The sequence below is a fragment of the Chryseobacterium sp. Tr-659 genome (assembly GCF_011752975.1).
GTDB lineage: Bacteria > Bacteroidota > Bacteroidia > Flavobacteriales > Weeksellaceae > Chryseobacterium.
The window spans coordinates 424,341-447,585 of sequence record NZ_VWWP01000003.1 but is presented as its reverse complement, the minus strand read 5'-3'; the positions used below and the strand labels follow the sequence as shown (position 1 = coordinate 447,585).

General features: G+C 37.0%; 22 protein-coding genes. 4 read left to right on the top strand and 18 right to left on the bottom strand.

Annotated elements, in window-relative coordinates:
- Nucleotides 1-117: 117 nt before the first annotated feature.
- Entirely contained in the window at nucleotides 118-1,227 is a 1,110-nt protein-coding gene (dprA, locus tag F3J23_RS09600) for a DNA-processing protein DprA (RefSeq protein ID WP_167027576.1), read from the bottom strand.
- A 32-nt stretch (nucleotides 1,228-1,259) separates the two neighbouring features.
- Nucleotides 1,260-2,027 (bottom strand): rhomboid family intramembrane serine protease, encoded by a 768-nt coding sequence (locus tag F3J23_RS09595; protein WP_167027573.1) that lies wholly within the window; start codon nucleotides 2,025-2,027, stop codon nucleotides 1,260-1,262.
- Between the two features lie 251 nt (nucleotides 2,028-2,278).
- Here F3J23_RS09595 and F3J23_RS09590 point away from each other — a divergent pair, with 251 nt between their 5' ends.
- Nucleotides 2,279-3,205, top strand: coding sequence for a DUF3078 domain-containing protein (locus tag F3J23_RS09590; protein WP_167027570.1), 927 nt, complete (start codon nucleotides 2,279-2,281; stop codon nucleotides 3,203-3,205).
- A gap of 225 nt (nucleotides 3,206-3,430) precedes the next feature.
- Nucleotides 3,431-4,354 carry a DUF3078 domain-containing protein gene (locus tag F3J23_RS09585; RefSeq protein WP_167027567.1) on the top strand — a complete coding sequence of 308 codons (924 nt, stop codon included), beginning with the start codon at nucleotides 3,431-3,433 and terminating at the stop codon, nucleotides 4,352-4,354.
- A gap of 71 nt (nucleotides 4,355-4,425) precedes the next feature.
- Here the strand turns inward: F3J23_RS09585 and sufD are convergent, their stop codons facing one another.
- From sufD to F3J23_RS09565, 4 genes are all read right to left on the bottom strand, one after another.
- Nucleotides 4,426-5,733 carry a Fe-S cluster assembly protein SufD gene (sufD, locus tag F3J23_RS09580; protein WP_167028165.1) on the bottom strand — a complete coding sequence of 436 codons (1,308 nt, stop codon included), beginning with the start codon at nucleotides 5,731-5,733 and terminating at the stop codon, nucleotides 4,426-4,428.
- 168 nt (nucleotides 5,734-5,901) lie between these two features.
- The gene (sufC, locus tag F3J23_RS09575; RefSeq protein WP_167027564.1) at nucleotides 5,902-6,645 is read right to left on the bottom strand and encodes a Fe-S cluster assembly ATPase SufC; all 744 of its coding nucleotides are present in this window, start codon (nucleotides 6,643-6,645) and stop codon (nucleotides 5,902-5,904) included.
- A gap of 150 nt (nucleotides 6,646-6,795) precedes the next feature.
- The gene (gene sufB / locus F3J23_RS09570) at nucleotides 6,796-8,244 is read right to left on the bottom strand and encodes a Fe-S cluster assembly protein SufB (protein ID WP_167027561.1); all 1,449 of its coding nucleotides are present in this window, start codon (nucleotides 8,242-8,244) and stop codon (nucleotides 6,796-6,798) included.
- Between the two features lie 84 nt (nucleotides 8,245-8,328).
- Nucleotides 8,329-8,658 carry a HesB/IscA family protein gene (locus F3J23_RS09565; protein WP_045491822.1) on the bottom strand — a complete coding sequence of 110 codons (330 nt, stop codon included), beginning with the start codon at nucleotides 8,656-8,658 and terminating at the stop codon, nucleotides 8,329-8,331.
- Nucleotides 8,659-8,873: 215 nt separating this feature from the next.
- On the opposite strand from F3J23_RS09565, the gene F3J23_RS09560 reads away from it, so the two are divergent.
- Both F3J23_RS09560 and F3J23_RS09555 read left to right on the top strand, forming a co-directional pair.
- On the top strand, nucleotides 8,874-9,815 hold the full coding sequence (locus tag F3J23_RS09560; RefSeq protein ID WP_167027558.1) for a GLPGLI family protein: 942 nt from the start codon (nucleotides 8,874-8,876) through the stop codon (nucleotides 9,813-9,815).
- Between the two features lie 11 nt (nucleotides 9,816-9,826).
- Nucleotides 9,827-10,684: a GLPGLI family protein gene (locus F3J23_RS09555; protein WP_167027555.1), complete on the top strand. Its 858-nt coding sequence runs from the start codon at nucleotides 9,827-9,829 to the stop codon at nucleotides 10,682-10,684.
- Between the two features lie 102 nt (nucleotides 10,685-10,786).
- Here the strand turns inward: F3J23_RS09555 and F3J23_RS09550 are convergent, their stop codons facing one another.
- The 12 genes from F3J23_RS09550 to nrfD form a co-directional block, all read right to left on the bottom strand.
- Complete coding sequence (locus F3J23_RS09550; RefSeq protein ID WP_167027552.1) at nucleotides 10,787-11,650, bottom strand: neutral zinc metallopeptidase; 864 nt, start codon at nucleotides 11,648-11,650, stop codon at nucleotides 10,787-10,789.
- Between the two features lie 77 nt (nucleotides 11,651-11,727).
- On the bottom strand, nucleotides 11,728-13,806 hold the full coding sequence (locus F3J23_RS09545) for an LTA synthase family protein (RefSeq protein ID WP_167028162.1): 2,079 nt from the start codon (nucleotides 13,804-13,806) through the stop codon (nucleotides 11,728-11,730).
- A 162-nt stretch (nucleotides 13,807-13,968) separates the two neighbouring features.
- Entirely contained in the window at nucleotides 13,969-14,487 is a 519-nt protein-coding gene (ribH, locus tag F3J23_RS09540) for a 6,7-dimethyl-8-ribityllumazine synthase (protein ID WP_167027549.1), read from the bottom strand.
- Nucleotides 14,488-14,490: 3 nt separating this feature from the next.
- A complete protein-coding gene (locus tag F3J23_RS09535; protein ID WP_167027545.1) occupies nucleotides 14,491-15,198 on the bottom strand; it encodes a tetratricopeptide repeat protein in 708 nt (235 codons plus the stop codon).
- Between the two features lie 216 nt (nucleotides 15,199-15,414).
- Nucleotides 15,415-15,951, bottom strand: a complete 537-nt coding sequence (locus F3J23_RS09530) for an adenine phosphoribosyltransferase (RefSeq protein WP_167027542.1) — start codon at nucleotides 15,949-15,951, stop codon at nucleotides 15,415-15,417.
- Nucleotides 15,951-17,156 carry a hypothetical protein gene (locus F3J23_RS09525; RefSeq protein ID WP_167027539.1) on the bottom strand — a complete coding sequence of 402 codons (1,206 nt, stop codon included), beginning with the start codon at nucleotides 17,154-17,156 and terminating at the stop codon, nucleotides 15,951-15,953. Before F3J23_RS09525 ends, F3J23_RS09530 begins: the two co-directional genes overlap by 1 nt.
- A gap of 80 nt (nucleotides 17,157-17,236) precedes the next feature.
- A complete protein-coding gene (locus F3J23_RS09520) occupies nucleotides 17,237-18,112 on the bottom strand; it encodes a GLPGLI family protein (protein WP_167027536.1) in 876 nt (291 codons plus the stop codon).
- A 15-nt stretch (nucleotides 18,113-18,127) separates the two neighbouring features.
- On the bottom strand, nucleotides 18,128-19,144 hold the full coding sequence (locus tag F3J23_RS09515) for a hypothetical protein (protein WP_167027533.1): 1,017 nt from the start codon (nucleotides 19,142-19,144) through the stop codon (nucleotides 18,128-18,130).
- Nucleotides 19,145-19,306: 162 nt separating this feature from the next.
- Nucleotides 19,307-20,638 (bottom strand): quinol:cytochrome C oxidoreductase, encoded by a 1,332-nt coding sequence (locus F3J23_RS09510; protein WP_167027530.1) that lies wholly within the window; start codon nucleotides 20,636-20,638, stop codon nucleotides 19,307-19,309.
- Between the two features lie 8 nt (nucleotides 20,639-20,646).
- Nucleotides 20,647-21,336, bottom strand: coding sequence for a c-type cytochrome (locus F3J23_RS09505; RefSeq protein ID WP_167027527.1), 690 nt, complete (start codon nucleotides 21,334-21,336; stop codon nucleotides 20,647-20,649).
- Nucleotide 21,337: 1 nt separating this feature from the next.
- On the bottom strand, nucleotides 21,338-21,859 hold the full coding sequence (locus F3J23_RS09500) for a DUF3341 domain-containing protein (protein WP_167027524.1): 522 nt from the start codon (nucleotides 21,857-21,859) through the stop codon (nucleotides 21,338-21,340).
- On the bottom strand, nucleotides 21,846-23,243 hold the full coding sequence (gene nrfD / locus F3J23_RS09495) for an NrfD/PsrC family molybdoenzyme membrane anchor subunit (protein ID WP_167027521.1): 1,398 nt from the start codon (nucleotides 23,241-23,243) through the stop codon (nucleotides 21,846-21,848). The genes F3J23_RS09500 and nrfD overlap by 14 nt, the downstream gene beginning before the upstream one ends.
- Nucleotides 23,244-23,245: the final 2 nt, after the last annotated feature.

Genomic DNA, 23,245 nt, shown 5'->3' with positions numbered 1-23,245 from the left:
GTTAAAAATTAAATAATAATGTTCCATAATATTATTAAATTAATAATTTATGATTAAATTTTATTAAAAATGAAATGTTATGTGTGAAATAATGCAATATTAAGAAATCATTAATTCTTAAATTGCAATGAATTGCCTCCCGGAAAATGATTTTACTTTCCCTAAAAGCTCCAATTCTAAAATTATCGGTAGGATCTTGTGAGAAGAAATATCAATTTTTTGAGATAAATCGTCTAAAGAAATCTGTGGATTTTCTTTAATGGACTGATGAATTATGCGTTGGTTTTCAGTTAGTTGCGGGGTTGTCTCGCTATGAGGAAATAATTCTTCAATTTTTTCCTTCGCAGGATTAAATCCAAGCAAGCTGATCATATCTTTTATAGCTGAAATGGCCGTTGCTTTATTATGGAAAATCAACTGATTACACCCTTGGCTGGAAGGATCTGTAATTTTTCCGGGAAGCGCAAATACCTCGCGGTTATAATCATTTGCAAAAGAAGCTGTACTTACAGATCCGCCGCCAAAACCGGTTTCCACTACAATGGTGGAAGGGGAGATTCCGGCCACAATTCTGTTTCTTTGGATGAAATTTTCCCGATCAGGTTTTCTGGAAGAGCTAAACTCTGTAAGTAAAGCTCCTCCCTCCTGAAGAATCTTCTCGGAAAGTCTTTTGTTTTTTGAAGGATATAAAAACTGAAAACCGTGGGCAAGAACTGCTGCAGTAGGTTTCTGATAGTGGATTGACTGTTCATGAACTTCCTTATCAACTCCCAGAGCCAGGCCGCTTACCGAAACAAATATTGATGATTGCAGGGCTTCAAAGAAATTTTCAATAAACTGTTTTCCATAAGGAGTCATGTTCCGGGTACCTACAAGACTCACTTTTTGAAGAGAATCGTTAAAAGTTCCCTTTTGATAAAGTATAGCAGGGGCATCAGGGCATTCCTGGAGAAGTGACGGAATTTCATTGAGATATCTGAGCCTGATCTGAATATTATTCTTTTCGCAAAATTTTAATTCTTTTTCTGCAAATTTCAGATGTTCATCATTTCCTATATCAGAAACGGTTTTTAGTCCTATCCCTTCCAGCTTCCGATATTCTTTTTTCGATCTTTTCCATGCTTCCTGTGCACTTCCAAAGGTTCTGACAAGTTTATGAAAATTAATGTCGCCAATTTGACTGCATTCGCGGAGAGCGATGGCATAAAAATATTCTTCGGAGTTCATGTGTGTTTTTTTCAAATGTAAGGAATTAAGTTTTATCTCTTCCTTAATTCATCCAAATGATCCCAGATGTCATCTCTTTTTTTATAAGGAAGCTCCAGAAAGTCTTCCGGGTGGCTTTCTTTATATTCCTGCCACAGCTTGTCGTCTTTCTCGCTGTAATAGTTAGGAAATTCCCAGATGTATTTTTTCTTTTTTTCTCCTACATTCTTAAAGGCAAATGCTATAATACTGCCTACTACGGCTCCGGATAAATGGGCCTGCCATGAAATTTTGCTGGGTTCCTGCATATTATAGAATAATTCTTCAGGAAGCATACCCCAGACCAAACTGCCATAATAAAGTACAACAAGCAGTGAAATGGTAAGAAGTTTCATATTCCATTTGAAAACTCCGCTGAAAAAGAGAAAAAACGCGAGAACGTAAACCACACCACTTGCTCCTATAGTACAGGTGTACATATATTCACCGGTAAGAATATCGATCGGGGGAAGGAGCCACACTAAAAGACCTGTAGACAGCCAGCCAATGATAAAAACTTTATTGGCAACCAAAGGATAAAACTGATACAGCAGAAACATAAGTGCTGCTATGGGGATAGAGTTTCCTATAATATGGTCCAGATTTCCATGTAAAAGAGGAGAAGTAATAATGCCAAGTAATCCTTCTGGAAGAAGTGGGATAATGGCTCCAAAGCAACTCGCAAAAAAGCCCTGCATCTGTAAAAAGTACCCAAGCCACATTGCAGAAAGCATCAGCAATGGGTATATAATCGCTCTTTTGGAAATTACATTTTTAAACATGAAGATTTTACGTCAAATCAAAAGCCAAGGATAAATTTCGGAAAATTTGTCGATGAATTTGCCCTACTGATCTGATTTTAAGACAAAAGGTATTAATTTTAACTTTTGATTCCATTATTTTGGCATTGATTTTATTGAAATACTTTGTTGTTAAATGACTTAAGTTATAAGGTAAAAAAAATTCTTTGAAGTTGAATTTACCTTTAAAAAAAATTATATTAATACTTTTGTATTGAAAATTATTTAGAGTAATGAAGAAGTTTTTATTGATTCTTTCCTTTTTTATGGGGATTTATGCAAGTGCACAAGAAGAATTGAAAAAAGATTCCGTGGTAGTAGACACGGTGAAATACTGGTCGGTATTAGGAAAAAACACTTTGATGATTAATCAGGCAGCCTTTTCAAATTGGGTAGGAGGTGGAGCCAACAACGTTGGCTGGCTTGCGGGTGCCAACTACAATATAACGTATGAGAAAGACAAAGATCTTTGGGAAAATATTATTGTCCTGGGATATGGGCAGAATGATACCAAAGGTCTGGGTATAAGAAAGACTCAGGATGTTATGAATATCTCTACCAATTATGGGCGAAAATTCCTGAAAAGCTGGTATTTCTCTTTAGGAGCCGGGCTGCAATCTCAATTTGCAGCGGGTTATGAAGACGGAAATAATCCGGAAGCAAAAAAGATCTCCAATTTTATGGCTCCGGGATACCTGAACATTGGTATGGGTATCACTTACAGACCGAATGATGATTTAACAGTCACTTTACGCCCTACCAACGCCAGATGGACTTTTGTATTGGATAAAGAACTTCAACTTGCCGGAAATTACGGATTGAAAAATGATGGTGATACCTCATTATTGCAATTTGGTTTTCTTGGCACTGCGATGTATAAGCTGAAGATTATGGAAGATGTTCACCTAACGAATACAGCATCTGTATTTTCCAATTATCTGGATCATCCTGAAAGGCTCGTTCTGGCTTATGGAGCTATCCTAAATCTTAAAGTGAATAAATATATCTCCTCCAATATAACTGTTGATTTACTGTATGATCATAACCAGATTGAAAAGACCCAGCTGAAGCAGACCCTCGGTATTGGTTTTGCCTATACATTGGATAATGGAGTTAAACGTTCAGAACGTAAAGACAGCCAATGGTGGATAAAGAAATAATAAATGATAAATTGTAATAGGAAACACTTCAGAATTGAGGTGTTTTTTTGTTTTTAAAATTAGTGTAATTTTAAGTTACTTTAAGTTTGAATGGTGGGGTTTTATCGCTTAATTAATTTGTTTTCATTAGTTTATGCATATTTTTTTCATGCATTAAATTCAAATTAAAGTGAATTTTAACCGGACGTAGATTATTATTTATACATTTGTAAGAAATCGTCAATTATGAAAAAACTTTTATTACTGGCCTCCATTTCTTGTGGGGCTATTGCTGCGGCTCAGGATGCAAAAACAGAAGCTCCAGCATCAGATACCGTTAAAGCCTGGTCTATTCAGGGACAGAATACCTTAATGCTAAATCAAGCTGCTTTTTCGAATTGGGTAGGAGGAGGAGCCAACAACGTAGGATGGCTTGCCGGTGTCAATTATAATCTGACCTATGAAAAAGGTAAAGATCTTTGGGAGAACATTATCATTCTTGGTTATGGACAAAATAATACACAAGGAACAGGAGTAAGAAAAACCCAAGATGTTATTAATCTTTCCACAAACTACGGAAGGGAGTTTAGAAAACATTGGTATTTTTCTGCGGGTGCGGGGCTTCAAACCCAATTTGCACCGGGTTACGGGGATGGTAATAACCCTGATGCGAATAAAATATCCAATTTTATGGCACCTGGATATCTAAACCTGGGGGTAGGAGTTACCTATCGTCCTAATGACAATCTTAGCGTAACTTTACGTCCTGCGAATGCCAGATGGACTTTTGTTCTTGACAAAGATCTTCAGAAAGCCGGAACCTACGGCCTTAAGAATGATGGAGACTCTTCTCTTTTCCAGTTCGGTTTCCTGGGAACGGCAATGTATAAGCTGAAAATTATGGACAACATTACTCTTTTAAACACAGCGTCCGTATTCTCAAACTATCTTGATCATCCGGAAAGACTGGTTCTTGGATATAGTGGAGTTTTAAGCATGAAAATCAATAAATATATTTCTACTAATGTTACTCTTGATCTTTTGTATGACCACAATCAAATATGGAAAACACAGTTGAAACAAACATTAGGGGTAGGTTTGGCTTACAACTTTGACAACGGTAAAAAGCGCTCAGATAATAAAGATAACCAAGGCTGGTTAAAAAAATAAAACGGAAATAGTCCGTCAAAATAGAAAAGCACTTCAAAAAGAAGTGCTTTTGTGTATCAATATATAAAGTCTTAGAATTCTATATCAACTTCTAATTTCTCTGCCAATAGCTTTGAAATTTTTTCTTTTAGAGGTTCTATGTCTATATTTTGCATAGCATCATTAGCAAAGGCGTATAAAAGCAGCGCCTGTGCTTCCTTTTTAGAAATCCCTCTTGCTCTCAGATAGAATAAAGCATCTTCATTAAGCTGGCCTACTGTACATCCGTGAGAACATTTTACATCGTCTGCAAAGATCTCCAACTGAGGTTTAGTATCAATACTCGCTCCTTCACTTAGCAGAACGTTGTTGTTTTGCTGGTAAGCATTTGTTTTCTGAGCGATTTTGTCAACAAAAACCTTTCCGTTGAAAACACCATGTGCATTGCCGTCAAAAATACCTTTATAGTTCTGATAGCTTTCACAATTCGGGAAGTTATGGTGAACTGCTGTATGGTGGTCTACCAGCTGATCTTTTCCGATGATTGTGATTCCGTTCATGAATGAATTGATATTAGATCCATTATGAATAAAATCAAGGTTATTTCTCACCAGTTTACCTCCGAAAGAGAATGTGTTTACAGTGGTTAAGCTGTCTTTCTCCTGCTTAGCGAAAGTGCTGTCGATAAGATATGAAGTATTGTTATCGTTCTGAAGTTTATGCCAGTCTGCCTTTGCGTTAGGATATGTGAAGATTTCCGTCACAGAATTGGTCAACACATAGGTGCTGTCAAAATTATGATGACTTTCAATTACCTCTACTTTTGCTCCCTCTTCTACAACCAATAGATTTCTCGTATTGTAGAATGTATTCTCCTCTTGATTTTGAGAAATATAAAAAACGTGAATTGGCTTTTCAATTACCACATTTTTAGGTACCTTTAAAAAGAAACCGTATTTGCAGTAAGCCAGGTTCAGGTTCGTAAAAGCCTGCTCCTTAGAAGCAATGCTGTTGAAATACTTTTCAAAAACCTCTTTATGTTTCTCGTCGTTTAGTGCGTAGTTGAATGAAAGGAATTCTACATTTTCAATAGAAACCTTCGAAAGCTCCTTGTGAAGCTTACCATTTACAAAAACGATCCAATCAAAATTTTCCTCTCCTAAATGCAGTTCGTCGAACTGTTCTTTTGTAATGTTATGGTTCTCTTTCGGGAAAAAGTTATAGCTTTTTTCCGTGATCTCCTTTAGGTTGGTGTATTTATATTCCTCGTCTTTTTTTGTCGGGAAACCAATGTTGTGAAATCTTTGAAGAGCGGCTTGTCTGTCGTCATCCAGAAATCTGTGACGAAGGCTCTCCAAAAATTCATTATGGTTCTCTATAATTTGTTCTTTTAATGCCATTACTGGTATATCTGTGGTCTGCACCATTTTTTCTTTTTATTTGAACTAAAATATTGTCATTCCAAAAAATAAGGAATCCAATGTTAATAGTAGAGATTCTCCATTTGCTGTGCTCCACTCAGAATGACAGCGGAAAATTTATAATCTCCGAAATAATCGATTATCTTCTTAGTTAAGCAGCCAATCGTAACCTTTCTCTTCAAGTTCCAATGCTAAAGATTTATCACCAGTTTTGATGATTTTTCCATTTGCTAAAACGTGAACAAAGTCCGGTTGAATATAGTTAAGCAATCTCTGATAGTGAGTAATCAAAAGAACTGCATTTCCTTCATTTTTAAAGTGGTTTACTCCGTCTGCAACAATTCTTAAAGCATCAATATCCAAACCTGAATCAGTTTCATCAAGAATCGCCAGTTTAGGATTAAGCATCATCATCTGGAAGATCTCGTTTCTTTTCTTCTCACCTCCGGAGAATCCCTCGTTCAATGATCTTGAAAGGAAATCTTTTTTGATTCCTAATTTTTCAGATTTCTCACGGATTAATGCAAGCATTTCTTTTGCCGGCATTTCTTCCAATCCGTTTGCTTTTCTTGTTTCGTTTAAAGCCGCTTTGATAAAGTTCGTTACGGAAACCCCCGGAATTTCCACAGGATATTGGAAAGATAGGAAGATCCCTTTGTGAGCTCTGTCCTCAGGAGCATCTTCGCTGATGTCTTCTCCTTCGAAAAGAATCTCTCCACCCGTAACTTCGTAATCTTCTTTTCCTGCGATTACGGAAGAAAGAGTAGATTTACCTGCTCCGTTCGGCCCCATGATAGCATGAACTTCGCCTGGTTTTATTTCAAGATTAATACCTTTTAAAATTTCTGCGCCATCTTCAATTTTAGCGTGTAAGTTTTTTATCTCTAACATATATTCGAGTTTATCACAAAGTCAGACTAACATTGTCTTCTGTAATCCTAACCTTTAATCACAAAAGCACTGACATTGCAAATGAAATACTATTTTAATTTATTTAAGCATTAAGAATTTAAAAAAACTAATTTCTTACTGCTGATGATTTTATCCGACACTTCCTTCCAGGGAAATTTCCAATAATTTTTGTGCTTCAATAGCAAACTCCATCGGAAGTTTATTTAAAACCTCTTTACTGAAACCATTTACGATCAAAGCAATTGCTCTTTCTGTATCAATCCCTCTCTGATTACAATAGAAGATCTGGTCTTCCCCGATTTTTGAAGTTGTAGCTTCATGCTCTAACTGTGCAGACGGATCTTTGATTTCAATATAAGGGAAAGTGTGTGCACCACATTCATTACCCATCAATAGAGAATCACATTGAGAGAAGTTTCTTGCTCCTTTTGCAGAAGGCATTACTTTTACCAACCCTCTGTAGGAGTTCTGAGATTTCCCTGCAGAAATACCTTTTGAAATGATCGTCGATTTGGTGTTTTTTCCAATGTGAATCATTTTTGTACCGGTATCTGCATATTGGTGATTGTTCGTTACCGCAATAGAGTAGAACTCTCCGATAGCGTTGTCACCTTTAAGGATACATGATGGATATTTCCATGTTACGGCTGAACCTGTCTCAACCTGTGTCCATGAAATTTTTGCATTTCTTTCGCAAAGACCTCTTTTGGTTACAAAGTTAAATACCCCTCCTTTTCCTTCTTCATTTCCTGGATACCAGTTCTGAACCGTTGAATATTTAATCTCTGCATTATCTAGTGCAATAAGTTCCACTACAGCAGCGTGAAGCTGGTTTTCATCTCTTGATGGAGCTGTACAGCCTTCAAGATAAGAAACATAACTTCCTTCATCCGCAATCACAAGAGTTCTTTCAAACTGTCCTGTTCCTGCCTGGTTGATACGGAAATAAGTGGAAAGTTCCATCGGGCATCTTACTCCTTTAGGAATATAGCAGAAACTTCCGTCAGAGAAAACTGCGGAATTCAGTGCTGCATAGAAGTTATCTCCTCTCGGAACTACCTTTCCAAGATGTTTTCTTACTAAATCAGGGTGGTTTTTAATCGCCTCGGAGATAGAACAGAAAATAATTCCTTTTTCTGCCAACGTATCCTGGAAAGTAGTTTTCACAGAAACCGAGTCCATTACAATATCTACGGCAACCCCTGATAGTCTTTTTTGCTCCTCAATATTGATCCCCAGTTTTTCGAATGTTTTCAATAACTCAGGATCTACTTCGTCAAGGCTTGCCAATTCCGGCTTTACCTTAGGAGCCGCGTAATAACGGATAGCCTGGAAATCCGGCTTTTCATATTTGATATTCGCCCACTCAGGTTCTACCATTTTCTGCCAGATTTTAAAAGACTCCAAACGCCATTCTGTCATCCATTCCGGTTCCTCTTTTTTAGCAGAGATCGCACGGATGATATCTTCATTTAAACCAATTGGAAAATCTTCATAATCTATCTTCGTTTCCCAACCGAATTCATATTTTTTATTTTCTAGATCGACTCTTAGATCGTCTTCTGTATATTTACTCATTATTATTTTTTAGATTTCAGATTTTAGATTTCAGCATTCAGAATAATTCTGAAGTTTTACATCTACGATACTGATGTCTTTTCTCTAAAGACTAAATGATTCTCCACATCCACATGTTCTGGATGCGTTCGGATTGTTGAAAACAAACCCTTTTCCGTTCAATCCTCCTGAATATTCAAGAGTAGTTCCTGCAAGATAAAGAATGGATTTTTTATCAATAATGATTTTAATATTATTATCTTCAAAAATCTGATCCGCGTCCGTTTTTTGGTTGTCAAACTTCAGAACGTACTCTAAACCAGAGCATCCGCCGCTTTTTACACCCACTCTTATATAATCTTCAGCAGGGTTAAAACCATCTTCAGTCATCAACTGGATAGCTTTTTCCTTTGCATAGTCTGATACCTTTATCATTGTATTTATTTAGAATGATTTAATGATGCAAAAATACGAACTAATTTCCGCAATCTCAAATCGAAGATATCTATTTTAATGATTCTGATATTAATAGGGATTTACGAAGCTTGTTGTTAATGTTAAAATAACATAAATTTTCTTTTACGAATGTGAAGATTTTAATTCTGGTTTTAACCTTGAATCTTATTTTACATCTATAAAGAAAATTGGTAATGGGACAAAAAATAGTTGTTTTTTTTGTATTGTTTCTAACGGGAGTGTCCTACGGACAGACAACGAGGTTTGTATATGAAACTATGGTAAATCCTGATTCAATCAATCTTGTAGGGATGAAAAGTGAGAGAACTTTTCTGGATGTTAAAGAAGGGCGGTCATTATTCATCAGCGAAAATAAACTGATCAGAGATTCTCTGTTTACTTCTTTCAGATCTGATGTAAAAGAAAATAATAAAAAAGACGAGAAAGATTTTTTAAAATCAGAAGGAAGAAAACATCCGGAACCTACTTTTTTTGAATATTTCATTACCAAAAACCTTCCTGAACAAAAAGTGTATTATTATGATAAAACTGCAGGCAAACAGATTTATTATCAGGAAGACAGACCGATAAAATGGGAAATCACGAATGTTGTAGATAAACAAAACGGTTATCAGGCCCAAAAAGCTGTTGCCGGTTTTGGAGGACGGGAATGGACGGCATGGTTTACAAAAGAAATACCCGTTTCCGATGGCCCATACAAATTTTCCGGATTACCGGGCTTAATCGTAAAGCTGGAAGATGATAAAGGAGATTATAAATTTGATCTTGTTAAAAAGATCAATTTGAAAAATGCTTTTGAAGAAAAGATAAGTGCTGATGCAAAACAAAGTACAAGAGTTAATTTCCATAGTGATAAAGCAGCACTGGAACTTGAATTTGGTAAAAACAGAAAAGCTATGGGATCAGATAACGGCGGAGGAAATATGAGTTTTGGAGGAGGAAGACATGGTGGCGGAATGGGCGGCGGTATGAGAGGTGGTGGTCATTCTGGTGGCGGTATGCGAAGAGGAAGTGGTGAAGATCATAATATGCCAATGCAGGGCAGTACCCCGGGAGATGCTCAAAGTCATCCTTTTAGCAATGCTTCGAATCAAAATCCAATAGAATTAAAATAAAGAAAATATAAATGAAAAAATTAGGTATTATTGCTCTGGCGCTCTTTATACAGCATGTTTCTGCGCAAACCAACAGGTTTGTGTACCAGGTTACTATGAAACCGGATGCAGAAAATAAAACTGATGTTAAAACCGAAAATGCTTATCTGGATATTTCTCCGGAAAAGTCTGTTTTTTATTCTGAAAACAGGATCAAAAGAGATTCTATTATGCAGAAAGCGTTTCAAGGAGGAGGTGGAAGAGGAAGTATCAACAGAGATCAGATGGAAAGTCTGAGAACAAATATCAACTATTCGGTAGAAAAAGATAAAACCAATCAGAAAATGTATTTTAAAGACAGAATAGGACGTGATATTTATTCTTATGAAGAAGACAGACCTCTGACATGGAAAATTTCTTCTGAAACAAGAAAAATAGGTGAGTACAAAGTTCAGAAAGCAGAAACGGATTTTGGGGGAAGAAAATGGACGGCGTGGTTTACTACAGATCTTCCTTATCAGGATGGTCCTTACAAATTCGGAGGGCTTCCGGGGCTGATTGTAAAAGTTGAAGATGATAAAGGAGATTATTCTTTTGATTTGATGAAAAACTACAAGATTGCTGAATTTCCTACTTTGAACCAGTTTGGAAATACCCTGAAAGTAAAAAGAGCTGATTATCTAAAGCAACAAAAAAAGTTTCAGACTGATCCAATGTCATTCATGACTCAGGGAGGTGGACAAGGAGGTGGGTTCTCCGCAGTCAGAGTAGGTGCTGGAAGAGGCCCTGGCGGCGGTGGGAACCAAAATCCGGCCGATATGAGAAAACGAATGGAAGAAAGGGTAAAAGAAGATGCCAAGAAAAATTCTAATCCAATTGAATTGCAATAAATAAAACATGCGGTCTTACTTTGAGACCGCATGTTGTTTTATTAAGAGAAGCTAATAGGTTTAGCTATTCCTTTTGCACTTAACTTCTATTTCTTCAATACATTATTTCAAAAGCTGGTTGAAAGTATCGCCTTGTCTAATATCTCCGGTGTTATAGCCTTTCATAAACCATTCTTTACGCTGTGCAGATGATCCGTGGGTAAAGGTTTCCTGGTTAACATACCCCTGAGCTCTTTTCTGAATATTATCGTCTCCCACAGCCTCTGCAGCATCTATCGCGGACTGAATGTCTCCGGGTTCCAGTATATGTTTGCTGTCATTGGTTCTTTTTGCCCATACACCGGCGTAAAAATCAGCCTGTAGTTCTGTAGCAACAGAAATCCTGTTCATTTCTTCTTCGGAATATTTTCCGCTTCTTCTTAATGCATCTACCTTTTGAGTAGTTCCTAAAAGAGTTTGTACATGATGCCCTACTTCATGAGCCAGAACATAAGCAACTGTAAATTCCGTTACATTTGCTCCGAATTTTTGCTGAAGCTCATTGAAGAAACTCATATCCATATAAACTTTCTGATCAGCCGGGCAGTAAAATGGTCCCATAGCAGATTGGGCAGTACCACACGCGGAAGATGTTGTATTTTCAAAAAGTACCACTTGCGGCGGAGTATAGGTCATTCCATTTTCTTTAAAAATTTGATCCCAAGTCAGAATATTCCATTTGGCCATCATATCGACCATTTCGCCAATCTGTTTTTCATTGGCCGTAAGCTCCCTTCTTTCTCCTGTTCCTGCTGAAGATTGCATACTCCCGGAATTCAGAATACCGGAAGGATCACCTCCCAAAAAGAAAACAATCGCAGCGATAATTAAAGTTCCGAGTCCGCCGCCAACGATCATACCGCCACTGCCTCCACCGGAACCACGGCGGTCATCAACGTTTCCGCCTCTGTCGTCTGTCCATTTCATACTAATAAATTTATTTGTTAATTTAAATATTTTAAGTGAAAAATCTATATAAATTTTAAGGGTAAAATATTTAAATCTTATCTGTTAAGTTGTTTTGTTTTCAGCCAGTAAGATGTTGACTGGTATGCTGATATGGCATCATTTACCAGGTTCTGGTTATTGTTTTTTAATAATGTTTCGTCATAATAAAGTTTAAACTCAGGAGCAAGGTTGCTTTCTTCCAATTCCAGAGAATATTGCTTTACTTTTTTCACAGGGGAGATAATCGTCAGCTTTCCGTCTTTCACGAAACCAAGATCCTGATAGGTTGCGATATACGCTTTAGGCTGGAATTCAGTTTTGAAAACATCCTGCCCTAAGAACTTAGACTGATAGCTGAAATTCAATAATCCGAAAAGCGTTGGCATCACATCAATCTGTGACATCAGGCTGTCAAATTTCTGAGGCTGAATAAATCCTTCTGAGAATATCATCGCCGGAATTCTGTATTTATCCATCGGAAGCTCTGTTTTTCCGGCACTGGAAGCACAGTGATCTGCAATAATTACAAAGACAGTGTTTTTATACCAATCCTGTTTTTTAGCCATTTCGAAGAATAATCTAAGGGAGTAATCCGTATATTTTACTCCTCCTTCACGGGATTTTGCAGTTCCGGGGATATCAATTCTTCCATCAGGATAGGTAAACGGTCTGTGGTTGGAAACTGTCATCCAGTGGTTGAAAAACGGTTTTCCTGATTTTGCTTCACTATTCATAACCTTGATCGCTTTTCTGGCCATATCCTCATCAGCAACACCCCAAACATTGGCAAAAGTGATTTCCTCGGGTTTAAAGTTATTTCTGTCTACAATACCGTAACCATTTCCGCCAAAGAAATCCTGCATATTGTCAAAATAGCTGTAGCCGCCATATAGAAACTTAACATCATATCCTTTAGATTTGAAAACACTTCCGGTTGTGAATTTGTTTTTGTTATCATTTCTCTTGATGATACTTTCTCCTGCAGTAGGAGGAATACACAACGTTAAAGCTTCCAAGCCGCGTACAGTTCTGTTTCCGGTTGCATAAAGATTGGTGAACATCAGAGATTTTTCTGCAAGGCTGTCCAGGAAAGGAGTGATTTTTTGTGTATTTCCGTAGTGCTCCATAAAGTCTGCGGAAAGACTTTCAATAGAAATCAGAACTACATTTTTCTTTGTTTCAGGCTGCTCTGCTATAATGTTTCTGGATAAAGTATGCTGTGGATACTGGCTTAAAAAATTCTTTTCGGCCTGTTGTTGGTCAAGCTGTGAATAAAACTGGAAATAATCCAGTTCATTGTGGGTAAATGCCCAGTAGAACTTAGGAATTCCGTTGGCTTCAATTTCATCAGCAAAGACATTATCGGATTTGATCTGCATGAGTGATGGTATCGCCAGTACACTGAGTGCACAAAGAACAATAAATGAGCCTAGTAATACCATTTTCTGTTTGAAATCCGGCAGTTCAAGCAATTCGTCTTTTGTTTTTTTATAAATGAACCATGTAATGGTTAATGTAACAATCAATATTGCGGAAAATAATGGGACAACAGGATAACTTTCCATGATGTTTCCAATTACCTCATTAGTATAGATCAGGTAATCTACTGCAATAAAATTATAACGAACCCCGAATTCATTGTAAAAGAAATACTCACTTACTCCATTGAAAATGATTAAAAGAACATACAACAATAAAGTGATAAAATACAAGACATTTCGGATTCTGATTCTTTGAGTGGGAAGAAAAAGCATCAACCCGAAGAAAAGAGTCTTTATTCCCACAAAGACAAGTGCAATTTCCATTATAGAACCACCATATTGCTTGAAAATATTGTTGGGAATAAGCCAGATATAAAGGAAGAACAGCACCAAAGCCCCTAAAATAATGTAACCGTAAGGTTTTTTATACTTGGAATTGGATAGAAAGAGGAAGTAAAGAGCGAGAATAGAACTGGCCAATATGAAGACGAAAACGTCATTCACGAGACCTATCATCAGGACTTTTACAACTTCAAAAAAACCAAAACTAGCGGTAGTAATGGGATGGAAAAAGAATACTGTTCTTATTATCAATGAAATAATAAGATAAAAAACTCCTAAATATAGGAACGGTTTTATTTTTTTTAAAAACATGTATTGACTGTCTATATTAGTTTTCACAAAGATAGTTTTTGTACAGAACTTTTGATGAGAAAAAACAAAAACATGCTGCTTATTAATAAGATTTATGATTTATAAACCAAAAAAAAGGACTATTAAAAAATAGTCCTATTATTTGTTAAGGTAGATCCGTTATTAAGAGTGTCCGAAACCGATATTTCCTTTTTTATCAGATAATTTCTTTTTGAAATCGATCATTTGTAAAGCGGTAACCGCTGCCTCTACACCTTTATTTCCAAGATCGCCGCCGCTTCTTGCGATAGATTGTTCCTTGGTATCATCTGTCAATACGCAGAAAATAGTAGGAGTATCTGTCATGATGTTGCAGTCTTTAATTCCTTGTGCTACTGCAGAACATACATAGTCGAAGTGAGGGGTTTCTCCGCGGATTACACACCCGATAGAGATGACTGCATCATATTTTCTTTCTTTGCAAAGCTGCATACTGGCGTAGCTTAGTTCAAAAGCTCCCGGAACCGGAAAAAGTTTAATGTTTTCTGGTTTTACTCCCTCTTTTTCAAGGATTTCCAAAGCTGCATCACGAAGATTATAGGTTACAAAATCATTCCACTCAGAAAAAACAATGCCGATAGAAAAATCTTCGGCATTCGTTATATGAAGTGGCTTGTAATCGGAAAGATTAACTGTTGCCATTTTTTAATAATATTTAGTCATTTCAATATAAGAATCAGACATTCCGTTGTCGTAGTCCTGATATTTCTCATCAATTGCAGAGAAGTATTTTTTAGCATCTGCATTTTTCTTTAATCCTAAAGCAACAATACCTGCTTTTCTTGTGAAATAGTAAGTTGTATAAGGATCATCAGAAGCCGTTGATGCTTTGTCTAGTAAAGCAAGAGCTTCATCGTTTTTGTTTAGTCCTGATTTTGCATCTGCCATTGCTCCGTATTTCATTGCCATCAAAGTTTTGTTGTCAGATGAAAATTGGTCTAAAAGATCGTAAGCTTCCTGGAATTTTCCTTCTTTAAATTTCAATAAACCAGCATTATAAGAAGAAAGTTTACCGATTTCGGTTGAAGAATATTCATTAGCTGTCCCTATAAATCCAGGGTTGGCAGCAGATTTTCCACCCAAAGCCTCTTTATCTTTACCTTCTGTAAGGTTTTTTTGAGCAGCAAGGAAGCTCTTCACAGCTTCAACGTTCTTTGGCGCAACTACAAATTGCTTGTAAGCAAAGAATCCTAAAACTCCCAAGATTAACACTCCAAATACAAGACCTAGCGGTTTTGAATATTTTTCAACAAATCTCTCAGTGTTTAACGCTTCTCTGTCAAGGTCTTTAAAGAACTCAACCGTTTCTTTACCTTCTTGCTCGTTCTGAGCACTCTTTCCCAATTTTGCCATAAGTTTTTAAAAATTGAAATGCAAATTTAATTGTTTCTGAATGATTTACAAAATACTTTATTGGTATTATTGCGTAAATGTTGTGAATTTGTAGTTTTTTAAAGTAAAAACGCTTAAACTCCGCTTAGAGTGACACTTCTAATACTAACTTTTTAAAGTTTCAATAGTTATTGCCATGCTAAGCGGAGCCGAGGTATTTATCTTTTAAACCAAGGTTTAATATTTTAAAATATGGTAGACTTCTGCACCGAATTTTTTCAGCTTTTCATCTCCATTAAGGCCTTCCAGCCCGATTAGAAAACTGAATTGTGAAACGGTTGCTCCCTGTTTTTCTACCAGTTTGGCTGCAGCTTCAGTAGTGCCGCCGGTTGCAAGAAGATCGTCATGAATCAGAATTCTTTGTCCTTTTTTGATTTGTCCTTCGCGCGTTTCTATTTCCGCACTTCCGTATTCAAGATCATATTTTTCCGAAATGATAGGAGGAGGAAGTTTTCCTTTTTTTCTGATTAAGATGAATGGAACTTCCAGCGCTACAGCAATGGCAATTCCAAAAAGATAGCCACGGCTTTCTATTCCGCAGACTGCATCTACTTTTCCTTTACTGAAAGCCGCAAGATCTGCAATAACCTCTTCATAAAGCTTTGGGTTTAGAAAAATAGGAGAAATATCCTTAAACTGTATTCCCGGGATCGGAAAATCGGGAATATTTTCAATAGTGTTTTCCAGTTTTTTGATCAGTTCTGCTGAAGCCATTATGGATTGATTTTATAGCTGGAAATTTTCCAGTCTCCGTTTACGTTTTTAAGGCCAAAAGTTACTTTCAAAGAGGTTGTTTTCCCGCTTTTATCCGTTACGTCATAAGTAGCATTTACACTCGCACTGTTAGCCGTAGCACCGCTTGTTGTAATGTTCTTCACGCTCACATTTTTTACAGATCCGAAACCTGAAGTAGGGTTTGAGAAAGACTCATAACTTCCCCAGCTTGGGTTGTTGGAAGTGTCGTAAGCGGCTTTTAGATTCTGAGAGCTTACACTATTCAAAAACTTACTCACGGTATTTTTAGGATCTGTTGTCGGTTGTTTCGGTGCTGCAGGAGCTGCCGGTGTTGCCGCAGAAGGATCTGTGGTTGCTCCAGAACTCGTTGCATTCGGATTATTTGGATCTATTACAGCACTTGGTTCTTGTGTTACAACGGTAGAATCCGCTTTAGGCACAGCAGGAACTTTAAGCGCTGCTGCATTCACATCAAGCCCGATTTTTGACATTTTGAAAGTCTTAGCCGTTGTTTTTACGGAGACTGTAATGTCAATTTTATTATCCACTACTTTTGATGCTGGAATTGAAGAGAACTTTAGATTGAACCCTTTGAAATTATTATCCTGCATCAGGTTTTTAGCAGTAGCCAGTCTTACACCATTACTGAAGACCTCTAATGTGGCTTCAAGACCTGCGCCTGTAAACGATACCGGGTTTCCGGCTGCATCTACAAGTCTTGGAATAACCTGAATAGCTGTAGGAGCTCCTGTTCCATCATCTCCTGTAGGTCTTGTTACAAGGCTTAGTGATCCTGCTTTTACATCATTAGGATCGCTTTCCTTAGCTTTATCATCCCCGAAGATATTCATTTCTCCTAAAGATGGTGGAGCTGTACTTGCCCATTCTATTCCGTTTTTTTGTGCAACCTCGTCGGCCAGGCTCATGATCTCAGGAACTTTTTTCCCGTTGATCAGTTTTCCTAAGGCTTTAAGCTCATTTACATCACCGTCTGCTTCTACTCCAAATGTTTTAAGGATATAAAGAGCTTCATTAAACTTAATCTGCTTAATGGTTGGTAAGCTGGAAGTCATATCATTGATACTCGACTGCAGCGTTTTAGTATTCGTAGCATCTACATGATCTTTCTTGCATGCTGTAAAAAGCAACAAGCTGAAAACAAGTAGAAAAGAAAACTTTTTCATTTTTATTTGGTTTGTTGCAAATTTAATAAAACCTTTATTAATAGTGGATTTTATTTTTACTTATGTTTTACCGCTCATTTTTATTTCTTTTTTTCGGTAAGCTCAATACTATTATTATTCCTTTGAACCATTTCTTTAGCCTTCTTTTCAGCGTCCCGCATTCCATCAGAGATTGATGATCCGTCCGGAAGTTTCATGCCAGCCGGAAGTTGCGAAGCCATTTGCCTTATTTGAGCGAAAGGATCTTTCTTATATTCTTTAAATTTTTCTTCAAACTTTTCTTTAGAAAGCTGACGTGCTTGTGCCGTAGAATTTTTTTTGTCCATTTTTTCGAGAAGAAGGACATTTTTTATGGTGTCGATTTTTTTGTTTCCCTGAAGTTCCCAGGAGTAATTTTTTTCTGAGTCTTCTATTTTAATTATTAAGCCAGGAAGCCCATAAAATTTATAAGGGCCATCCTGAAAGGGAAGATCTGTAGTAAACCATGCCGTCCATCTTCTTCCTCCATAATTGGTTTCTGCTTTTTGGGTAACATAATTCCCTGTTTTTTGCTTTTCGTTGCTTATTTTCCAAATCAGGTCAGGTGTTTCGAGGTAAGAATAATTATCATTATAGATTACATCGGTATACTGTATATCTTGTATGGGATAATTCTTGAAAATTCTGTGAGAAAATGATAATGGACTTTTCTCCGGCATGGTATTAAAGTCTGGTATTGCCCCGTTATTTTTATTTTTTAATATGAAATCATTAGAAAGGGAATCTAAGACTATTAGCTCGTAAGACTGGTAAACAGATTGTTTCTTATCGATATCTAGAATCATCATCTCTTTTTCATAGCGCATAGAGTCTTTATTGGGTTTATACGATAATTCATAGAAAAAACGATGGGCAGAATTCTGGGCATTTAAAACTGAGACAACAGTAATGAAAATAATTTTTAGTATTTTTTTCATATTAATTAAAGAGTATTATCGTTTATTAGTTTTCTCTTTCAGGTCTCCTTTAAAAAAGTTGCTGAAAATGGTCTGCATATTCGGGAATGATGGTGTATTCCAGTATGGGTTTGAATAGTTGCTGTAATCTTTGTTGAATTTTACTCTTTCAATATCATTATCATCACTGAAGCTTAATTCTTTAGGATAAAAGTTATTGTATGTGATGATCTGGTTATATTCTGGCTCGCTTTTGTGTTTAAGCTTCATAGAAATGACTTCGTTGTACTCTAAAAAATCTTTTAAAGTCTTTTCGGAACCCTTTTCAAACGACATGTTGAGAATGGTTTTGATATCAAAAAGTCTGAATCCGAATAAAGAAAACTCCTTTTGCTGGAGTGCTGCTCCCGTTACTTCAATCTGATCTTTTTGATCTCCTTTTAATTCTTTTATAACATTTCTTTTTGTTTTATATTCTTCAGGATTGCCTACATATTTAAGTTCAGGAAGACGTAATGAACTGCTGGTATCCCATGATGAAACCTGCTTCTTTTCATTTTTAGCATCTGCTAAGTGAAATATTCTGTATTGTTCAATATTGGCGCTTTTCAGTTTTTTTGTTTTGTTATCGAAAATATAGGTGATTATACCGTCTGTATAACTATTCAGTCTGCTGTTCATCGTTACATAAGCATTAAAATTTCCTTTGATCAGAATATATTTAGCGGGTTTGGTATTTTTGATAACTACAGTTTCGATCTCTTTGAACTGGTCATTGATTCTGATAACGTCTTTGTCCATATCAGCATAGGAAAGACTGGCTACCGGAAAATTATTGTAAACGATCTGAAATTTTTCCTGAGATGGGGTTAGTGATTGTTTCTCAATTTTTCCATCTATGTCTGAGAAGGCGAGAATGTTTCCGTCTTTGCCAAATACAGACACTTTGGGAAGAGGCTTATTGGTTTTCTCTGAAACGAAAGTGATGGTTTGTGCATTCGTGAAAACGGAGATTACACAGAATAAGATGTAAAACAGATGTATTTTTTTCATAGCAGTATTTTGTTTTGGTGTTACTATTAAAACAGACTTTAATGTAAAGACGGGAAAACTTTAAAATAGTTGCCTGGAAAAAGTGTTATTCACATCATGATACAAAAAAAAGACTGATTGTTTAACAATCAGTCTTTTATAATATTATTTTGTTACAAGTCCTTAGAAAGGATACTCATAAATTTCAGATTCGTGTAAGAATGGATTTCCTGTAGGAATCAACTTCAGTTTAGATAAAGCTGAAAGTACAGTAAACATAAATAATCCAGCTACGAATAGGACAGCACCTAAGATCAATAAGAATACTTCAGGAGTTTTCCAGTATGGTCCTACCGTTCCTGGCATTACCATGTTGAAGTAATCTAAAATGTGTCCTAAGATAACTACCACAGCCATTGTTGTTACTACTTTGTAGTTTCTCTTGATGCTGCTACTTACTAATACCAATAGTGGTAATAAGAAGTTGATGATCAACATCGGTAAGAAAGTAGGAGAGTAGTGCTGGAATCTACCGAAGAAGTAGTTAACCTCTTCTGGAACGTTAGCATACCAATACAACATGAACTGAGCGAACCATGTATATGTCCAAAGCATACTTGTAGCGAAAAGGAATACTCCTAAATCGTGTAAGTGATTGTCATTGAACTGTGGTAAGAAACCATTTTTCTTAAGATAAACACTTAATAAGATGATTACTGCAATACCACTTGACAGGCAGCTAACCATTGAATACCAGATATACATTGTAGAATACCAGTGAGGGTCAATAGACATCAACCAATCCCAAGCCCAAGCTGCAGAAGCAAATCCGAAGAATGCAATATATCCTACTGCCCATCTGTAAAGCATTTGATACTCTACTTTAGACTTAGTTTCATCTACTTTCTTAGACTGAGCTTTTAATTTCCATGCGAAGAAAGAAGCACCGATCACATAGATCAAAGTTCTTATTGCGTAGAAAGGAATATTTAAGAATTTTTTCTTTTCGAATAAGATCACATCAAAGTGCGGAGAATCCGGATTAGTCAATTCAGGGTCCATCCAGTGGAATAAATGACCATTATGAGTGATATTTAAGATCATCATGATAATCAAGATTGCACCACCATAAGGGATATAAGAAGCAATAGCTTCCATTACTCTTGTAATGATGATTGGCCATCCTGCGTGAGCTGCGTGCTGAATACAGTAGAAAAACAGTACAGCACAACTTACTCCAAAGAAAAAGACTGCCACAAAGTGTAGTGATGCTAAAGGCTGGTTGTGTACCTGCATGGTAGCATGCTCAAGGTGAGCCGCGTGATCCTGAGGTCCAACCATTTCACTTGAATGTGTAGGAGCTGTGTGACCTGAAGCATGAACAGCTTCCATCATTTGTTCTATTTTCTCAGTAGAAATTCCTTTGTTCATAAAGAAACCAATACCGAAAAGAACTAAACCTACAACAAGAAGTATTATAGAAGTTGATTTTAATTTTGGTGAAAAACTATACATTTCTTTTCTTATTTTTTAGTTTCGGTAGTCGTTTCAGTTGTTGCTGGTGCCGCCGCTGTAGCTGCTGCCGGTGCTGCTGCTCCTTTTTTGAAAGCACTCATCACATACATTGCTACTCTCCATCTGTCTCCTGCGTTCAATTGTCCCGCATAAGATCCCATTGCATTTCTACCGTTTGTTAATACATAATGAACAGATCCTACAGTAATTTCTCTGTCAGCATAGTTAGGTACTCCAGAGAATGCTCCACTTTGAACGATAGGTCCTTGTCCATCACCTCCTGTTCCATGGCATGCCGCACAAGTGTGATCAAACAATATTTTACCTCTTTCAAGATCCTTAGCTGCATTAGCCGGGTTTAAAGGAGATACTGTAAGTTTTTTAGAAGCATCATACCCAGCGTTGTACTCGTCAACATTTTTAGGTAATAAGCTTTCTTCAAAAACGCCATCTTTATTCTGAGGAACTGATCCTTCTACTGGAGAAAGACCTGTTGCACCATTATTTTTAACAAAAGCAGGAATTTCATTCTCATGATCTGAATAAGCATCTTGCGCTTTCATCAATGGATCATAAGCTACCGGAAAATACATGTCCGGGAAATATACCAACGGAGTGTTCTCCTTTGGTCCGCAAGAGTTAAGTAAAACTGTTGTTAAACCTAAAACTGCTGTAATTTTTAATACATTCTTTTTCATTTTAAGCGTCTTTAACAGTTATTTCTTCAACTCCAGTTTCAATAAGCAACTGCTTTATAGATTCTACATCTTCAGTTACGAATTCCATCATGAATTTATCATCAGTAGTTCTTGGATCAGGGTTCTGAGCTGGAGCTCCCGGATACATTTTGTTTCTAACTAAGAAAGTTAAAGACATCATGTGAGCTGCACAGAATACCATTAATTCGAACATTGGTACTACGAATGCCGGCATGTTGTGTCCCCAGTCAAAAGCTGGTTTACCACCGATATTCTGAGGCCAGTCATGGTTCATTACATACCAAGTCAAAGTAGCACCGATAGTAACTCCATAACAAGCGTAGATGAAAGCAGCATCAGAAATTCTAGTTTTCTTTAAACCTAAAGCTTTATCTAGTCCGTGAACCGGAAACGGAGTATAAACCTCGTTAATCTTGATTCCTTTATCGTTGAATGCTTTAACGCCGTTCATTAAATCGTCGTCGTCAGCATAAAGTCCGTATACAATTTTAGTGGTGCTCATCTCCTTCTTTTGCTTTATAAGTTTCACCTGAGATTTTCAAAATCGATTTTAATTCAGCCTGTGCAATTACAGGGAATGTTCTTGCGTATAATAAGAATAATACAGAGAAGAATCCGATAGTTCCTAAGTATACACCCACATCAATGATCGTTGGCTTAAACATTGTCCATGATCCTGGTAAGTAGTCTCTTGAAAGGTTGATAACGATGATATCGAAACGCTCAAACCACATACCGATGTTGATGATCAAAGCAACGATGAATGTCCAGATAATGTTCGTTCTAAGTCTCTTGAACCAGAAAGAAGCAGGAATAACAAGGTTACAGATGATCAATGACCAGAATGCCCACCAGTAAGGCCCTACAGCCGCACCTGGAGAAAGATATGTAAAGTCTTCGAATCTAGAACCTGAGTACCATCCGATGAAATATTCAGTAGCATAAGCTACAGTTACCATACCACCTGTTAAGATGATTACGATATTCATGATTTCGATATGATACATGGTAATGTACTCTTCTAAGTGACATACTTTTCTTGCAACCAACAATAGTGTTTGTACCATTGCAAATCCTGAGAAGATCGCACCAGCAACGAAGTAAGGAGGGTAGATTGTAGAGTGCCATCCTTTAATTACTGAAGTCGCGAAGTCAAAAGATACGGTTGTGTGTACTGAGAATACAAGCGGAGTTGCCAAACCTGCAAGAACCAAAGAAAGTTCTTCGAATCTTTGCCAGTGTTTTGCTTTACCACCCCAACCGAATGCAAGGAATGTATAAATTTTTCTCGTCCAAGGAGTCTTAGCTCTATCTCTGATCATTGCAAAGTCAGGGATTAGTCCCATGAACCAGAATACAGTTGATACTGAGAAATACGTAGAGATCGCAAATACGTCCCAAAGTAGAGGAGAGTTAAAGTTCCCCCAAAGAGAACCGAACTGGTTTGGTAAAGGGAATACCCAATATCCAACCCAAACTCTACCCATGTGAATTACAGGGAAGATTGCTGCCTGTACAACCGCAAAGATCGTCATCGCCTCTGCAGATCTGTTTACAGACATTCTCCATCTCTGTCTAAATAATAATAATACCGCTGAGATTAAGGTTCCGGCGTGACCAATACCTACCCACCATACGAAGTTGGTAATATCCCAACCCCAGTTAATAGTTCTGTTAAGCCCCCATGCTCCAATACCTGTTCCGATAGTATAAGCGATACAGCCGAATCCATAGAGGAATAGAACTAACGCAGCATATAATGAGATCCACCATAATTTACCTGCTCTTTCTTCGATAGGTCGTGCAATATCTTCTGTGATATCGTGATAAGTTTTGTGACCAATAATTAGAGGTTCCCTTATCGGAGCTTCGTAATGTCCTGACATTT

Bases quoted from the DNA above. Each gene is read 5' to 3' on its own strand.
- dprA (WP_167027576.1), bottom strand. From the start codon at position 1,227: ATGAACTCCGAAGAATATTTTTATGCCATCGCTCTCCGCGAATGCAGT.
- F3J23_RS09595 (WP_167027573.1), bottom strand. From the start codon at position 2,027: ATGTTTAAAAATGTAATTTCCAAAAGAGCGATTATATACCCATTGCTG.
- F3J23_RS09590 (WP_167027570.1), top strand. From the start codon at position 2,279: ATGAAGAAGTTTTTATTGATTCTTTCCTTTTTTATGGGGATTTATGCA.
- F3J23_RS09585 (WP_167027567.1), top strand. From the start codon at position 3,431: ATGAAAAAACTTTTATTACTGGCCTCCATTTCTTGTGGGGCTATTGCT.
- sufD (WP_167028165.1), bottom strand. From the start codon at position 5,733: ATGGCATTAAAAGAACAAATTATAGAGAACCATAATGAATTTTTGGAG.
- sufC (WP_167027564.1), bottom strand. From the start codon at position 6,645: ATGTTAGAGATAAAAAACTTACACGCTAAAATTGAAGATGGCGCAGAA.
- sufB (WP_167027561.1), bottom strand. From the start codon at position 8,244: ATGAGTAAATATACAGAAGACGATCTAAGAGTCGATCTAGAAAATAAA.
- F3J23_RS09565 (WP_045491822.1), bottom strand. From the start codon at position 8,658: ATGATAAAGGTATCAGACTATGCAAAGGAAAAAGCTATCCAGTTGATG.
- F3J23_RS09560 (WP_167027558.1), top strand. From the start codon at position 8,874: ATGGGACAAAAAATAGTTGTTTTTTTTGTATTGTTTCTAACGGGAGTG.
- F3J23_RS09555 (WP_167027555.1), top strand. From the start codon at position 9,827: ATGAAAAAATTAGGTATTATTGCTCTGGCGCTCTTTATACAGCATGTT.
- F3J23_RS09550 (WP_167027552.1), bottom strand. From the start codon at position 11,650: ATGAAATGGACAGACGACAGAGGCGGAAACGTTGATGACCGCCGTGGT.
- F3J23_RS09545 (WP_167028162.1), bottom strand. From the start codon at position 13,806: ATGTTTTTAAAAAAAATAAAACCGTTCCTATATTTAGGAGTTTTTTAT.
- ribH (WP_167027549.1), bottom strand. From the start codon at position 14,487: ATGGCAACAGTTAATCTTTCCGATTACAAGCCACTTCATATAACGAAT.
- F3J23_RS09535 (WP_167027545.1), bottom strand. From the start codon at position 15,198: ATGGCAAAATTGGGAAAGAGTGCTCAGAACGAGCAAGAAGGTAAAGAA.
- F3J23_RS09530 (WP_167027542.1), bottom strand. From the start codon at position 15,951: ATGGCTTCAGCAGAACTGATCAAAAAACTGGAAAACACTATTGAAAAT.
- F3J23_RS09525 (WP_167027539.1), bottom strand. From the start codon at position 17,156: ATGAAAAAGTTTTCTTTTCTACTTGTTTTCAGCTTGTTGCTTTTTACA.
- F3J23_RS09520 (WP_167027536.1), bottom strand. From the start codon at position 18,112: ATGAAAAAAATACTAAAAATTATTTTCATTACTGTTGTCTCAGTTTTA.
- F3J23_RS09515 (WP_167027533.1), bottom strand. From the start codon at position 19,144: ATGAAAAAAATACATCTGTTTTACATCTTATTCTGTGTAATCTCCGTT.
- F3J23_RS09510 (WP_167027530.1), bottom strand. From the start codon at position 20,638: ATGTATAGTTTTTCACCAAAATTAAAATCAACTTCTATAATACTTCTT.
- F3J23_RS09505 (WP_167027527.1), bottom strand. From the start codon at position 21,336: ATGAAAAAGAATGTATTAAAAATTACAGCAGTTTTAGGTTTAACAACA.
- F3J23_RS09500 (WP_167027524.1), bottom strand. From the start codon at position 21,859: ATGAGCACCACTAAAATTGTATACGGACTTTATGCTGACGACGACGAT.
- nrfD (WP_167027521.1), bottom strand. From the start codon at position 23,243: ATGTCAGGACATTACGAAGCTCCGATAAGGGAACCTCTAATTATTGGT.